General features: G+C 61.4%; 12 protein-coding genes. 7 read left to right on the top strand and 5 right to left on the bottom strand.

The window, feature by feature from the left end:
* Positions 1 to 2 precede the first annotated feature (2 nt).
* Complete coding sequence (gene recO, locus V9T28_RS10400; protein WP_116398892.1) at positions 3 to 728, top strand: DNA repair protein RecO; 726 nt, start codon at positions 3 to 5, stop codon at positions 726 to 728.
* Here the strand turns inward: recO and V9T28_RS10395 are convergent.
* The gene (locus V9T28_RS10395; RefSeq protein ID WP_116398891.1) at positions 725 to 928 is read right to left on the bottom strand and encodes a hypothetical protein; all 204 of its coding nucleotides are present in this window, start codon (positions 926 to 928) and stop codon (positions 725 to 727) included. The genes recO and V9T28_RS10395 overlap by 4 nt on opposite strands.
* A 330-nt stretch (positions 929 to 1,258) precedes the next feature.
* On the opposite strand from V9T28_RS10395, the gene V9T28_RS10390 reads away from it, so the two are divergent.
* The 4 genes from V9T28_RS10390 to V9T28_RS10375 all read left to right on the top strand — a co-directional run bounded on the left by V9T28_RS10390 (position 1,259) and on the right by V9T28_RS10375 (position 6,013).
* Positions 1,259 to 1,837 (top strand): cytochrome b, encoded by a 579-nt coding sequence (locus V9T28_RS10390; protein ID WP_116398890.1) that lies wholly within the window; start codon positions 1,259 to 1,261, stop codon positions 1,835 to 1,837.
* A gap of 88 nt (positions 1,838 to 1,925) precedes the next feature.
* The gene (gene parC, locus V9T28_RS10385) at positions 1,926 to 4,178 is read left to right on the top strand and encodes a DNA topoisomerase IV subunit A (protein ID WP_116398889.1); all 2,253 of its coding nucleotides are present in this window, start codon (positions 1,926 to 1,928) and stop codon (positions 4,176 to 4,178) included.
* Between the two features lie 11 nt (positions 4,179 to 4,189).
* Positions 4,190 to 4,972 (top strand): AAA family ATPase, encoded by a 783-nt coding sequence (locus V9T28_RS10380; RefSeq protein ID WP_116398888.1) that lies wholly within the window; start codon positions 4,190 to 4,192, stop codon positions 4,970 to 4,972.
* A 201-nt stretch (positions 4,973 to 5,173) separates the two neighbouring features.
* Positions 5,174 to 6,013 (top strand): inositol monophosphatase family protein, encoded by an 840-nt coding sequence (locus V9T28_RS10375; RefSeq protein WP_116398887.1) that lies wholly within the window; start codon positions 5,174 to 5,176, stop codon positions 6,011 to 6,013.
* Here V9T28_RS10375 and V9T28_RS10370 read toward each other — a convergent pair.
* From V9T28_RS10370 to V9T28_RS10360, 3 genes are all read right to left on the bottom strand, one after another.
* On the bottom strand, positions 6,010 to 6,756 hold the full coding sequence (locus V9T28_RS10370; protein WP_116398886.1) for an arginyltransferase: 747 nt from the start codon (positions 6,754 to 6,756) through the stop codon (positions 6,010 to 6,012). The genes V9T28_RS10375 and V9T28_RS10370 overlap by 4 nt on opposite strands.
* 79 nt (positions 6,757 to 6,835) lie before the next feature.
* Positions 6,836 to 7,285: an RDD family protein gene (locus tag V9T28_RS10365; protein WP_116398885.1), complete on the bottom strand. Its 450-nt coding sequence runs from the start codon at positions 7,283 to 7,285 to the stop codon at positions 6,836 to 6,838.
* 63 nt (positions 7,286 to 7,348) lie between these two features.
* Complete coding sequence (locus V9T28_RS10360) at positions 7,349 to 8,683, bottom strand: branched-chain amino acid ABC transporter permease (protein ID WP_116398884.1); 1,335 nt, start codon at positions 8,681 to 8,683, stop codon at positions 7,349 to 7,351.
* A gap of 208 nt (positions 8,684 to 8,891) precedes the next feature.
* On the opposite strand from V9T28_RS10360, the gene V9T28_RS10355 reads away from it, so the two are divergent.
* Together V9T28_RS10355 and V9T28_RS10350 are read left to right on the top strand one after the other, a co-directional pair.
* On the top strand, positions 8,892 to 10,256 hold the full coding sequence (locus V9T28_RS10355) for an MATE family efflux transporter (protein WP_116398883.1): 1,365 nt from the start codon (positions 8,892 to 8,894) through the stop codon (positions 10,254 to 10,256).
* A gap of 3 nt (positions 10,257 to 10,259) precedes the next feature.
* Positions 10,260 to 11,018 carry an SDR family oxidoreductase gene (locus tag V9T28_RS10350; RefSeq protein WP_116398882.1) on the top strand — a complete coding sequence of 253 codons (759 nt, stop codon included), beginning with the start codon at positions 10,260 to 10,262 and terminating at the stop codon, positions 11,016 to 11,018.
* A 48-nt stretch (positions 11,019 to 11,066) separates the two neighbouring features.
* Here V9T28_RS10350 and dnaG read toward each other — a convergent pair whose 3' ends face one another.
* Entirely contained in the window at positions 11,067 to 12,905 is a 1,839-nt protein-coding gene (gene dnaG / locus V9T28_RS10345) for a DNA primase (RefSeq protein ID WP_339071855.1), read from the bottom strand.
* Between the last annotated feature and the right edge of the window lie 88 nt (positions 12,906 to 12,993).

Here is a 12,993-nt window from a genome sequence, read left to right as displayed (position 1 = left end):
CGATGGAATGGCGGGATGAGGGCATCATCATCGGCGTCAAGAAATTCGGCGAACGCAGCGTCATTCTCGAAATCATGACCCGTGCCCATGGGCGGCATCTGGGTGTCGTCCGGTCGGGCCGTTCAAAGACCATGCTGCCGATTTTGCAGACCGGCAACGGTGTCGAGGCGGTTTGGTGGGCCCGGCTCGAAGACCATCTCGGCACCTATTCGATCGAGGGGTCGAAATTGCGCGCTGGAACGTTTTTGGCCAGCCGGCAGGCGCTCAGCGGTATAACCCACCTTGCCTATTTGCTACGGCTCTTACCCGAGCGCGATCCGCACCCCGATCTGTACGACACATTGGTGCTGGTCGCCGATCATCTTGACGACAGGCAGATCGCCGCCCCCCTGATGGTGCTTTTCGAACTGGCCATGCTCAGCGAACTTGGCTTCGGGATCGATCTCAGCCGCTGCGCCGCCACGGGGGCGACGGAGGATCTGATTTACGTTTCACCGAAATCTGGCCGGGCGGTCAGCCGGGAGGCCGGTGAACCCTATAAGGCGCGGCTCTTGCCCTTGCCGAGCTTCCTGAAAGGTGCCGTGCTGGAGGCCCACCCGCCGGTCGAGGATATTGCGGCCGGCTTTGCCCTGACCGGCTATTTTCTGGAGCGCGATGTGTTCGGTCCGCGCGGTATCACCATGGCCGATGCCCGGCGCGCCTTCATGGCTGCCGCTATTGTGTCTTAGGGCGTGTCGTCGCAGACGTAGCGCATTTCCTCGCGGCCGGCGCCATAACCCGGGTCGAGATTGACGACTTTGATGCCGCAATACTGGCCTGCAGTCTGCTTGGGTGCGCTCAAGCCGATCGACGATTGCAGGCTGAAGGTGAGGCCGCCAAGCAACGCGAGACCGACGGCAAGACCAAGAAGGGGTTTGAGCTTAAGCATGGCAGATCTCGATTTCGGCTTAGGGCTCCGGCGGGAACCATTGGTCGAAACAGTCTCACGGATTCTGGGCAAGTTCGGTGCGTTGCAGCACACGACTCGTGGGCGATACTGGCGCCTGCTTTATCTTGCTGCAGGTGCGAAATCCAGCGCTTTTGCAGTGCCGCGAACGATTCTTATCTGGATGGCGCCGGGGGCCAAAAACTCGCATTGTGTCAGCGGCCCACACCGCGCCGGACTTTGTGATCAACTGGGGACACGAGACGCGGTGCGTCCTAATTTTTGCCTCAAATTCAGTTCCTTGTGCGGCTTTATTTATGAAGCAGGCTTGCCATGTCCGCACTTTCGAACGAATCCGCACCAGTTTCTACCGCATCGCATTACGACGCCGTGCAGCGCGCGCTGCACTGGCTGATGGCCGCAATCATTCTGGTCGCCATTGCCATTGGGTTCTACTGCTCTGCCTATCTGCAGCCTGGAACGCCTGTGCGGATGGCGCTGCTGGACATTCATAAATCGCTTGGCATGACGGCGTTGGTTCTCGTCGTCATCCGTATCCTGTATCGCTTGGCGGTCGGTGCCCCGCGTTACAGCCAGGCCCTCGGCAAGTTGAACCATTTAGCCGCCGGCGCGGCGCATTTCCTGCTCTATGGCCTGATGCTGGGGATGCCGCTTTCGGGCTATCTCTATTCCGCCGCCGGCGGCCATTCCGTCCCATGGTTCGGTCTTTTTGACTGGCCGGTCCTCGTGCCCCGCGATCAGCCGCTCTCCATGTGGGGCAGATTTTTCCACCATTGGGGCGCCGACATCATCTATGTCGTCCTGGGCGTCCATCTTCTCGCTGTTGCTTGGCATCAGTTCGTTAAGAAGGACGACGTTCTCGCCCGTATGCTGCCGCCCTCCAGGCGCTGATCCGGTTTTGGCACGGGCGCGGGGCTTTTCCCCAACGTGCACAAAACCGGAACTTGCAGCGACTCAGGCAATGCTTTAGGCGAGCGTCATGGCCAAGACCCCGACGAATCCACCATCGCCCCCGCGTGAGACCATCGATGACGTCAATCTGCGCGACGCCCTCGAAGAGCGCTATCTTGCCTATGCCTTGTCCACCATCATGGGGCGGGCCTTGCCTGACGCACGCGACGGCCTCAAGCCGGTTCACCGGCGCATCCTTTACGGGATGCAGATCCTGAAGCTCGATCCCGGCACGGCGTTCAAGAAATGCGCCAAGATCGTCGGTGACGTGATGGGTTCGTTCCATCCGCACGGCGACCAGGCGATCTATGACGCCCTGGTGCGGCTCGCGCAGGATTTCTCGTCGCGCTACCCGCTCGTCGACGGGCAGGGCAATTTCGGCAATATCGATGGCGATAATCCGGCCGCCTACCGCTACACTGAAGCGCGCATGACCGACGTGGCCCGGTTGCTGCTCGAGGGTATCGACGAAGACGCGATCGATTTTCGGCCCAATTACAGCGGCGAGACGCAGGAGCCGATCGTTCTGCCGGCGGCATTCCCGAACCTGCTCGCGAACGGCTCCCAAGGCATCGCGGTCGGCATGGCGACATCCATTCCGCCGCATAACGTCGCCGAATTGTGCGATGCGGCGCTCTATCTGATCCAGCATCCGCAAACCAATGCCGAAGGCCTGATGAATTTCGTGCCGGGACCGGATTTTCCCACCGGCGGCGTGATCGTCGACACGAAGACTGAGATTGCCGAGACCTACCGCACCGGGCGCGGCGCCTTCCGCCTGCGCGCCCGTTGGGACAAGGAAGACGGCGCCCGCGGCATGTGGAACATCGTCGTCACCGAAATTCCTTACATGGTGCAGAAGTCGCGGTTGATCGAGAAGATGGCCGAACTCGTCAACGAGCGGAAGCTGCCTCTGGTGGCGGACATCCGCGACGAGTCGGCCGAGGACGTGCGTGTCGTGATCGAGCCGCGCAACCGCTCCGTCGATCCGACCTTGTTGATGGAATCGGTGTTCAAGCTCACCGAGCTTGAGAGCCGCATCTCGATGAATATGAACGTGCTCGTCGACGGCGTCGTGCCGCGCGTCGTCGGGTTGCCGGAAGCATTGTGGCAGTGGCTCAACCATCGCCGCGAGGTGCTGCTGCGGCGCTCGCGCCATCGCCGCGCCGAGATCGAACACCGGCTCGAAGTGCTCGCCGGCATGCTCATCGTCTTCCTCAATCTCGACGAGGTGATCCGCATCATTCGCGAAGAAGACGATGCTAAGGACGCGCTGAAAGCGCGCTTCGCCTTGAGCGAGGTGCAGGCCGAATATATTCTGAACACCCGTCTGCGTTCGCTGCGCCGATTGGAAGAGATGGAGTTGCGCCGGGAGAACGACGCGCTCATCGCCGAACGCGACCAGATCGACAAGTTGCTGGCGAGCGACGCCATGCAATGGAAGGTTCTGTCGTCCGACATTCGTGAGGTGCGGAAAAAATACGGACCCGAAACCAAGATCGGCAAGCGCCGCACCAGTTTCGAAGATGCGCCGGCGGGCAGCGACATCGATCTGGCCGAGGCCATGATCGAGCGCGAGCCGATCACGGTCGTCGTGTCGGAGAAGGGCTGGATCCGCGCGCTCAAGGGGCATCAAGGCGATCTGTCGTCGCTGCAGTTCAAAGGCGACGATGCGCTCAAAGTCTCGTTCCTGTCTGAGACGACGGCGAAAATCCTGGTGTTTGCCACCAACGGCAAAGTCTACACGCTGGACGCCTCGAAACTGCCGGGCGGGCGTGGTTTCGGCGATCCGATCCGCCTGATGGCGGAGCTCGACGAGGGGGCTGATGTCGCCCTTGTCATGCCCTATCAGGCCGGCGTGAAAATGCTGATTTCCGGATCCGACGGGCGCGGCTTCATCGTCGGTCAGGACGACATGACCTCGGCGACGCGCAAGGGCCGCATGATGCTCAATGTCGATAAGGACGTGACGCTGCGCGTCTGTGTTCCCGCCGTGGGCGATCATGTCGCGATCATCGGCGAGAATCGAAAATTGCTGATCTTTCCGCTGGCGCAGATCCCCGAAATGGGGCGCGGCAAGGGCGTCCGGCTGCAAAAATACAAGGACGGTGGCGTGGCCGACGTCAAGGCTTTCGACCTTGGCGACGGCTTGTCATGGAAGGATTCCGCCGGCCGCACCTTCAACGTCGCCAAGGCGGATCTGGCCGACTGGCTGGGCAATCGCGGCGACGCTGGACGCCTGCCGCCCAAGGGCTTCCCGAAGAACAATAGTTTCGGATAGGTGAGGTGGGCATGGCGCGCAAATCTTCTCCGATCCGCCTGCCAGCCCCTTATTTGCGCCGCGTGACGCTCGATGTGGCACGCGTGGCCAATTGGAACTCCTACCCCTTCTGCTTGCCGCTGTTTCACGGCCGGACTTTCGATTTTGCCTTCGAAAAGCCCGTGACGATCATCGTCGGCGAAAACGGGTCGGGCAAATCGACCCTGCTGGAAGCCATTGCCGTCTTTGCCGGCTTCGACCCCGCGGGAGGTGGCAGCGGCTATCGGCTGGTGGATCATTCCAAGGCGCTAGAAGGTAGTGGCGGAGAACTTGCTTCAGCGCTGCGCGCACAATGGCTGCCAAAAATCACGTCTGGCTGGTTCTTCCGTGCCGAGAGTTTCTTTTCGATTGCGCGCTACCTCGACGAAGCGGCACTCGACGCGAGCAAGTGGCTTCCCACTGGACCGCCGCCGGATTTTCTCTCGCATTCGCATGGCGAGGGATTTTTGCGATTTTTCGCCGAGCGCGCGAACAAGCGAGGGCTCTATATTTTCGACGAACCCGAATCCGCCTTGTCGCCGACACGGCAGATCGAATTCTTGAAATTGTTGCGCGCGATGGAGCTTGAGCACGGCGGCCAGATCATCATCGCCACCCACGCGCCCATACTCATGGCCTATCCCGGCGCTCAGCTTGTTCATCTCACCAAATATGGTTTGGCGGAGATCGCCTTGCGGGAGACCGATCACTTTCGCCTGTTGCGAGAGTTCTTTGTGTCGCCCGAGGATTTTATCGCGACGATGCTTGAAATCTAAACGGTCGTGGTCTGCGGCTATCACGGTCCAATAAACTTAATTTCACATAAGTCACGGCGCGGCACATCACGCGCTGAAATTTAACGGGATGTCATCTTGGAAGGATAGCGATCGGTACCTGTCTAGGGTAGGTACGGGCGACCTGCCGCCGGACATTTCTTTTGAATCCGCGCTTTGTCTCAAGCGCATGAAAGGCCATCGATGATCTTCAAAGCACAAGACACGCGCCGCATCACCGAGATCATGCGGGAGGCCGCGGCCCGGGAAATCCTGCCGCGCTTCCGCAATCTCGCGTCGGGGGCGATTCGCGAGAAGACGTCGGCGCTCGATGTCGTGACCGATGCCGACGAGGCGGCCGAGCGGCATATCACCGATGCGCTGCACAAAGCCTTTCCCGGATGTTTCGTGCTGGGCGAGGAGGCCGCCGAAAAAGATCACAGCTTGTTCGACCGGCTCGGCGACGCGGATTTGGCTTTCGTCGTCGATCCGGTCGACGGCACCAAGAATTTTGCCTCGGGCCTGCCGCTCTTTGCCGTCATGATCGCCGCGATCGTCAAGGGCGAGGTGGCCGCCGGATTCATCCTCGATCCTATTGCCGACGATATTTCGATCGGCGTGCGCGGCGAGGGCGCCCGGAACGAAAACGCTGCCGGAAAGCACGAAGATTTGCGCGTCATGGCGCCTGAGCCGCTCGCATCGATGTCCGGCGGAGCGTCGTGGGCCTCGCTCAAGGAACCACTGCGTTCGACGCTTGCACGAAATCTCGTGAAGCCTGCGGCGGTCTTTAGCTATCGGTGCGGTGGCCACGAATATCGCCTCGCCGCGTCCGGTCAATGCCACTTCCTGGTATTTGTTAAATTGATGCCCTGGGATCATGCGCCCGGCTGGCTGATCCACCGCGAGGCTGGCGGCTATTCGGCGCGTTTCGACGGCCGTCCCTATCTGCCGACCGAGCGGTCGGGAGGCCTCATCTGCGCGCCCGATCAGGCGAGCTACGAGATGCTCCGGGCAGAGTTGCTCGATTCGCCGGCCGCCTTTTAACCGACAAGGACCCAGCCGTTGACTCCGAGACGCTCCTGCGGGAGGAAGCGGGCCTTATAGGCCATCTTGCGGGAGCCCTCGACCCAATAGCCGAGATAGACGTAGGGCAGGTCCATCGCGCGCGCTCGCTCGATCTGATCGAGAATCATGTAGGTGCCGAGCGAGCGGTGCTCCTCTTGCGGGCGGTAGAACGAATAGACCATCGACAGCCCGTCGGAGAGAACGTCTATGAGCGCGGTTGCGGCCAAGCCCTCATAGCCGGGGCGTGCCTCGCCCGTCACCGGGTCCTTGTCGCGATATTCGACGAGATGGGTCGAAACATGCGAGTCCTCGATCATCGTAGTGAAATCGGCGAGGCCCATGTCGGCCATGCCGCCGTCGCTGTGCCGGCTGTCGAGATAGCGGCGGAAGAGGGCGTAATGGTCGATGGAGGCCACATTCGGGACCAGGCAGCCGATGAGGTCCCTATTGGCGGCGATCACCTTCCGCATATTGCGCGAGAGCACAAACTCCTGAGCCCGGACCCGCACCGAAACGCAGGCGCTGCAATATTCGCAGGCGGGACGATAGGCGATAGTCTGTGAGCGGCGAAAGCCGTGATGGCTGAGTGTGTCGTTGAGCTCCGCTGCCCGCCGGCCGATCAGATGGGTGAAAACCTTGCGCTCCTTTCTGTCCGGCAGATAGGGGCAGGAAGAGGGTTCGGTCAAATAGAACTGCGGGGCGTTGCGCGGCTCCTGGGTCACGCTGATTTGCCTCTGTGACGTGTTGCGCCGCTACTATAGCAGCTTCGTTCACGCCGAAAACTCTCAAATATATTAAATCCTAATTATGACGGCGGACAACGATGACCCCTGTCAAAATGTCGTGCAAAAAGCGCTTGTCGCGCTCGATCAGCGTCACCAGGAAGACGGCCGGGAACATCCAGCTGTAGTAAAACAGAACACCATGCGCCGCCGCGTGCAGGAACGGCACGCGCGAGCCGTCCGTAATCATCCGAACCTCGAGCCCGGCCAGACGCTGGCCCCAGGTGCCGCAGCCCTGGCCCGACATGGTGAAGCCGTTGTAGAAAAAGCCGACGGTCGCAAAAATGGTCGGAATGACGAGAATCAGGAGAAAGCCCAATCCCGAGGTGCTAAGACCAGCGACCAATATGAGCGCTGTCACAATCGCGCTGACGAACAACATGTCGAAGCACACCGCCACCAGGCGGCGGGTGCGCACGCCGGTCAGATCGTAAGGCGGATTGGCCGCCGGAGAATAAAACTGGCTCATTTGGACCCCTTTTGTGGGCGTTCGGCGCTCATGTAAGCCCTGTTTCCAGGATTGCAAGGTCCGTCAAACGCCGCGCGGCGTCGAATCCGCGTAGCCCAAGAACCCGCCGGGACGCCAAATGAGAATGGCGATCAGCAGCACGTAGATGACCGTGTCGCGGTAGGCGATGGGGAAGGTCGCTTGCCAGAAGGTCTCGATTCCGCCGATCACGAGGCCGCCGAGGAAGGCGCCGGGGACCGAGCCGATGCCGCCGAGAATGGCGGCGATCAGGGCTTTGAGCCCCAAAGTCGTCGAAATGCTGAACCCGATACCACCATAAAACACGCTCATCAGCCCGCCCGCGAGGCCGGCCAGGGCGGAGGCCAGGGCGAAGGTCTTCATGAAGATTCCAGCCGGGCTGATCCCGAACATGGTGGCGGCCTTGGCGTCGTCGGCATAGGCGCGCCATTCCCGGCCGAAGCGGGTCGTTTTCATGGTGACGAGGACCAGGCAGGCGACGAGGCAGGCGGTTCCGGCGACCAGCATCGCCATGGGCGTGACGACCGTCACGAAACTCCCAGCGCGCACGACCGGGATCGGCATGTTGTAGACCGGACTGATCCAACGGTTTTGCGTATCCTGCGACAGCCGCAGATATTCCTGCAGGAAGAGTGCGAGACCGATCGTGGCGACGAGGGCGATCTGCCCGCGCGCGGCACTCAAGGGCACGAACACGAAGCGCCCGATGAAAAGCCCATGAAAGGTGGCTGCTGACGCGGCAATGGCCAAGGCCGCGACGATGAAAACCGCGGCGCCCTGCGGGGCAAAGAGCGTCGCGCCGTAAAAGGCGGCGCAGCCGCCGATGGTCGCGAACTCGCCGAACGCCAGATTGATGCGCCCCGCGAGGCCGTAGACCAGTGAATAGGCGGCTGCGAGCAGCGCATAGATGGCCATCAACGGCAGGCCGTTGATGGTCTGTTGCAGCCCGTAGGCGACGGCATTCGAGACCTCGTGCACGCTCGCAACATTGCCGACGGGCGCCGGATCCGACGCCGACCCTTCAGGCGTCTCGAGCCAATAGCGGCGAAGGAAGAAGACTTGCGCGTCGCTCATCGCGTCGCCGTCCTCAACGACTGACATCAAAGTCTTCCGGTCGGGCGATTCGCCCGCGCCGCCGAAGCCGCAGGCAAGGATGTGATTTTTTGCCGGCGCGTCGCCGGTCGCGACGCTGTAAACGAGATCGACCCCCGGCGGCTCGGATCGCGCCCTTTGGTGAAAGATGTGAAAGACCGGATGGTCCGGATGTATCGCTGGCAAAATGCTGCGGCAAATCCGTGCCTGGTCGCTGTCGACTGTCGCGGAACATCCCGTGAGCGCGAAGAGGATGATCAAAAGGGCCGCTTGGGCGAATTTTACCATAGGCTGACACTAAGCAGGATTCGCAAAACCGCGCATCGGTTTTGGAAGAAAATCCTGCGACAAGATCAAAAAACTATGGGAACTGCGTAGGCTCAGCCAAGTCGTCCAGGCAGGACCGCGAGCTGCGTCACCCATGCGCTCAAGACGATTGACATCTGGGGCCGTGCCACCGCGATATAGGGGCAACGTCCACCGCTCCTGAGTCCGCATGAGTGCCGCCCCTAACGTCCTGCGCGCCGAGATAAGCCACGCGCGCGTGATCCGCATCGCGTTACCGATGACCCTGGCCCATATGACGACGCCTCTCCTGGGGCTGGCGGATGCGGCCGTCATCGGCCGTTTGGGCGAGGCATCGCTGCTCGGCGCCATCGCCACCGGCGCGGTGATTTTCGACTTTTGCTTTTGGGCTTTCGGCTTCCTGCGCATGGGGACCGCCGGATTCGTCGCGCAGGCGCTTGGGGCGGGAGACGCTGCAGGACAGCGGCTCACCGTCTTGCGGGCGCTCGTTCTCGCCCTTGTCTTCGGCCTCGCGCTGATCCTGCTGCAGAAACCGATTGCCAATATCAGTTTCGCCTTGATCGATGCCAGCCCCGCCGTTAGCGCCGCGGCGCGCGCATATTTCGACATCCGCATCTGGTCCGCGCCGGTCGTGTTCGTGAATTACGTGGTGCTCGGGGCGCTGATCGGACGGGCGCGAACAGATATTGCGCTCGTCGTGCAAGTGGCGATCAACCTCGTCAACATCGTCTTGAATGTCTGGCTCGTCTACGGTCTGTCGCTCGGGATTCAAGGGTCGGCCTTCGGCACGCTGCTGGCCGAGAGCGCCGGCGCGCTGGCGGGCCTGACGATCCTCGCCAAGCTGGGCAACACCTTTGCCGCGATCCCTTGGGCGGATGTCCTGAATTGGCCGGCGATGCGCCGTATGCTCGCCGTGAACCGCGATATCATGCTCCGTACGGCGGCGTTGATTTTTTCTTTCGCATTTTTCACGCGCCAGGGCGCGCAGGGCGGCGACACGATCCTTGCCGCAAATGCGGTCCTGATGAATTTGTTCCTGATCACGGCGCATTTTCTCGACGGGTTCGCGACGGCGGCGGAACAAATGTGCGGCCAGTCGCTCGGCGCGCGTGATGAGAGCGGATTTCGCCGCGCCGTGCGCTTGACCAGCCTGTGGTGCCTCACGTTCTCCATGGGCGCATCGGTCTTGGCTTTTGTGCTCGGTGGTGCCTTCATCGATTTCGTCAGCACCAATCCGGAGGTCCGGCACGTCGCCCGGCAATATCTTTATCTCGCCGCGCTCACCCCGGTTGCCGGTGCGATGGCATTCGAGTTTGACGGCGTCTTCGTCGGCGCGACATGGACGCGGGACATGCGAAATCTGATGCTGCTGGCGCTCGGCCTTTATCTGTTCGTTTTCTGGGTCGCGCAGCCGTTCGGCAACACGGGGCTCTGGTTGGCGCTGCTGACCTTCCTGGCGGCGCGCGGCGTGTTGCAAGGCTGGCGATATCCTGCTTTGGTCGCGGCTCAGTTCCAACCGAGACCGGCGCTGGGGCCGGTGAACACCTACGGATAGGATATGGACAAAGCGGCAGCACTTGTGACCGGCGGCGCTTATCGGATCGGCCGCGCCATTGCGCAATCGCTCGCGCAAGCGGGGCATCCTGTTGCGATTCACTGCCATCGCTCGCACGCGGCCGCGCAGGATCTTGCCGATCAGATCATCGCGTCGGGTGGCAAAGCCTGCGTCGTTGTAGGTGATCTGCAACAGATCGACCGGCTCGAGCCGATTGTGGCGGATGCCCAGACGGCGTTGGGAGCCATCGGCATTCTCGTCAACAACGCCTCCTTATTCGAAGACGATTCGATTGCGGACCTGACTCCGAAGAGCCTCACCGCCCATCTGAACGTCAATCTTTCGGCGCCGTGTCTATTGGCGAGCGCCGTCGCGAAGCTTTTGCCGCAGGATCGGAGCGGACTCATCGTCAATCTGATCGATCAGCGCGTCTTGCGGCCAAACCCGCAATTCTTTTCCTATTCGATGGCAAAGGCCGGTTTGTGGTGGGCGACGAAGACCATGGCGCAGGCATTGGCGCCACGCATTCGCGTCGTCGCCATCGCGCCGGGACCGACTTTGCCGAGCGTGCGCCAGAGCAAGGATGATTTCATGCGCCAGCAACAAGCCGTGCTGCTGCACCGCGGGCCGGACCTGGGCGAGTTCGGCGCGACGATCGAGTGGATCTTAAGAACGCCGTCGCTCACCGGGCAATTGATCGCGCTCGACGGCGGCCAGCATCTGGCTTGGGAGACGCCCGATATTTCCGGCATTCACGAATAGCGCGTCACACGAAGGCAACCAACTAGGCCAATGGCCAAGGCGTTCGGCTCAAGCCGAAAACGTCGTCGACGCCGGCAGGCTCTTATAGTTCTCCGCCTCTTCCGCGAGCGCCGACTCTTCATGCCGTACGTGCTCGCGCAAATCGATCAACTCGACGATGCGCGCGTCATGCAAGTCGCCGATCTGTTCCATCGACGCCACTTCGGTCTCGAGTTCGCGCACGAGAAACCGGTCCATCAGATGGGCGAAATAGCGGGCAATGAAATCTTCCGGCGGCCGCGTGCGCAAGATCGGCATGCGTTGAAAGAGCCTGTGCCCGAGGATGGTACCCTCCGAGGCGCACCCATGCACATTGTCAAGCAGGGGCGAGAAACGCGGATCGATTTCCTCGTGCAGACGCGCAGCGTCGAGCGGTTCGATTTCGTGATGCAGACGGATCAGTTCGTGCAGGAATTCATCATGCGTCGAATCGTCGAGCGCGCCGTGCAGATGCAGGCGGCCGATCCGGTCCATGACCTGTGAGAAGAGATCGGGATATTCGACTGCGAGGCCGAGAAAGTCCCGTTCGTAGAGTGAAAGGCTGCCCGCTGCGGCGGGCGGAATCTGGATGCCCGCGCGGCCCATTGCCGGCGCGCCGGCGCCACGGCCGGGGCGGTCGAGACGCCAGAACAAATTGCGCAGCGACTGGTAGATCTGATCACGATAATATTTCTGCACCAGCGGATCGACGATCGTCTGCGCCGCGTCGCGCAGTGTCTTGTCGAGAACGGCGCGCTGTTCCGGTGTTTTGAGGGCAGCATTCTCGGTCTCGCGTGCCCAGAACACATCCCACAGGGGCTTTGCATCCGCGAGGACGGCGCGGAAAGCGTCGAGGCCGCTTTGCCGGATCAGATCGTCTGGATCCTGGCCGCCGGGCAGATAAGCGAAGTGGAACGAATAACCGGTCTTGAGGACCGGCAGGATGCGATCCACCGCCCGATTCGCTGCACTCAAGCCCGCCCGATCGCCATCGAAGCAGATGACTGGCTCCGGCGCGAATTGCCACAGAGCGGCGATTTGGTCCTCGGTAAACGCTGTGCCGAGCGAGGCGACGACCGGCTTGAAGCCGGCTTGCCATACGGCGATCGCGTCGAGATAGCCTTCCGTCACGACGATGGTGCCAAGGTCATGCGCTGGCCCGCGGGCGCGATGCGCGTTGAAAACCATGGAGCCCTTATGAAAGAGTTCCGTCTCCGGCGAATTGAGATATTTCGGCTTGGCGTCGGCACTCAGCACCCGGCCGCCGAAGGCGACCACGCGGCCCTTGCTGTCCTGAATCGGAATCATCACGCGGCCGCGAAAACGATCATAAGTATTGCGCCCATCGTCCGGCTGAATGATGAGGCCTGCGCGCAGGAGTTGATCTTCGCGAATCCCGTGCTGGAGCAGATAGGTCTTCAACGCGTCGCGGCTGTCGGGCGCATAGCCGATGCGAAACTCGGCCTGGGTCGCCTGCAACATGCCGCGCTTTTGCAGATAAGCGCGGGCGTCAGCGCCGAGCGTTGATTGCAGGCGCCCTTCGAAAAATTGGCATGCGAGCTCGCAGACATCATAAAGGTCCTTGCGCCGTTCTTCGCGCTGAACCATTTCCGGCGAGGCTTCCGGCAGCGCCACGCCGGCTTCCATGGCAAGGCGCTCTACCGTCTCGGGGAAGGAGAGGCCTTCGGTGTCCATAACGAAGCTGAAAATGTCGCCGTGCTTGCCGGATGAGAAATCGTGGTAGAATTGTTTCTGATCGTTCACGTAGAAGCTGGGCGTTTTTTCTGCCGTGAAAGGTGAGAGGCCAGCCCATTCGCGCCCTTTTTTGACGAGCTTCACCCGTCGCCCGATCACCTGCGATGCGGGCAACCGGGCCTTTATTTCTTCAAGGAGGGAAGGCGGGTAGCGCATGCCGCAATTTTAGGACATCTGCGCTGGAGCGCCAGCGCAGTCTTTT

It is taken from the genome of Methylovirgula sp. 4M-Z18 (genome assembly GCF_037890675.1).
Taxonomy (GTDB): domain Bacteria; phylum Pseudomonadota; class Alphaproteobacteria; order Rhizobiales; family Beijerinckiaceae; genus 4M-Z18.
This window is presented reverse-complemented; position numbering and strand designations above follow the sequence as displayed.

Excerpts from the sequence above, each read along its gene's own strand:
- V9T28_RS10355 (WP_116398883.1), top strand. The coding sequence starts at position 8,892 with ATGAGTGCCGCCCCTAACGTCCTGCGCGCCGAGATAAGCCACGCGCGC.
- V9T28_RS10390 (WP_116398890.1), top strand. The coding sequence starts at position 1,259 with ATGTCCGCACTTTCGAACGAATCCGCACCAGTTTCTACCGCATCGCAT.
- parC (WP_116398889.1), top strand. The coding sequence starts at position 1,926 with ATGGCCAAGACCCCGACGAATCCACCATCGCCCCCGCGTGAGACCATC.
- V9T28_RS10350 (WP_116398882.1), top strand. The coding sequence starts at position 10,260 with ATGGACAAAGCGGCAGCACTTGTGACCGGCGGCGCTTATCGGATCGGC.
- V9T28_RS10360 (WP_116398884.1), bottom strand. The coding sequence starts at position 8,683 with ATGGTAAAATTCGCCCAAGCGGCCCTTTTGATCATCCTCTTCGCGCTC.
- V9T28_RS10375 (WP_116398887.1), top strand. The coding sequence starts at position 5,174 with ATGATCTTCAAAGCACAAGACACGCGCCGCATCACCGAGATCATGCGG.
- recO (WP_116398892.1), top strand. The coding sequence starts at position 3 with ATGGAATGGCGGGATGAGGGCATCATCATCGGCGTCAAGAAATTCGGC.
- V9T28_RS10365 (WP_116398885.1), bottom strand. The coding sequence starts at position 7,285 with ATGAGCCAGTTTTATTCTCCGGCGGCCAATCCGCCTTACGATCTGACC.
- V9T28_RS10395 (WP_116398891.1), bottom strand. The coding sequence starts at position 928 with ATGCTTAAGCTCAAACCCCTTCTTGGTCTTGCCGTCGGTCTCGCGTTG.
- V9T28_RS10380 (WP_116398888.1), top strand. The coding sequence starts at position 4,190 with ATGGCGCGCAAATCTTCTCCGATCCGCCTGCCAGCCCCTTATTTGCGC.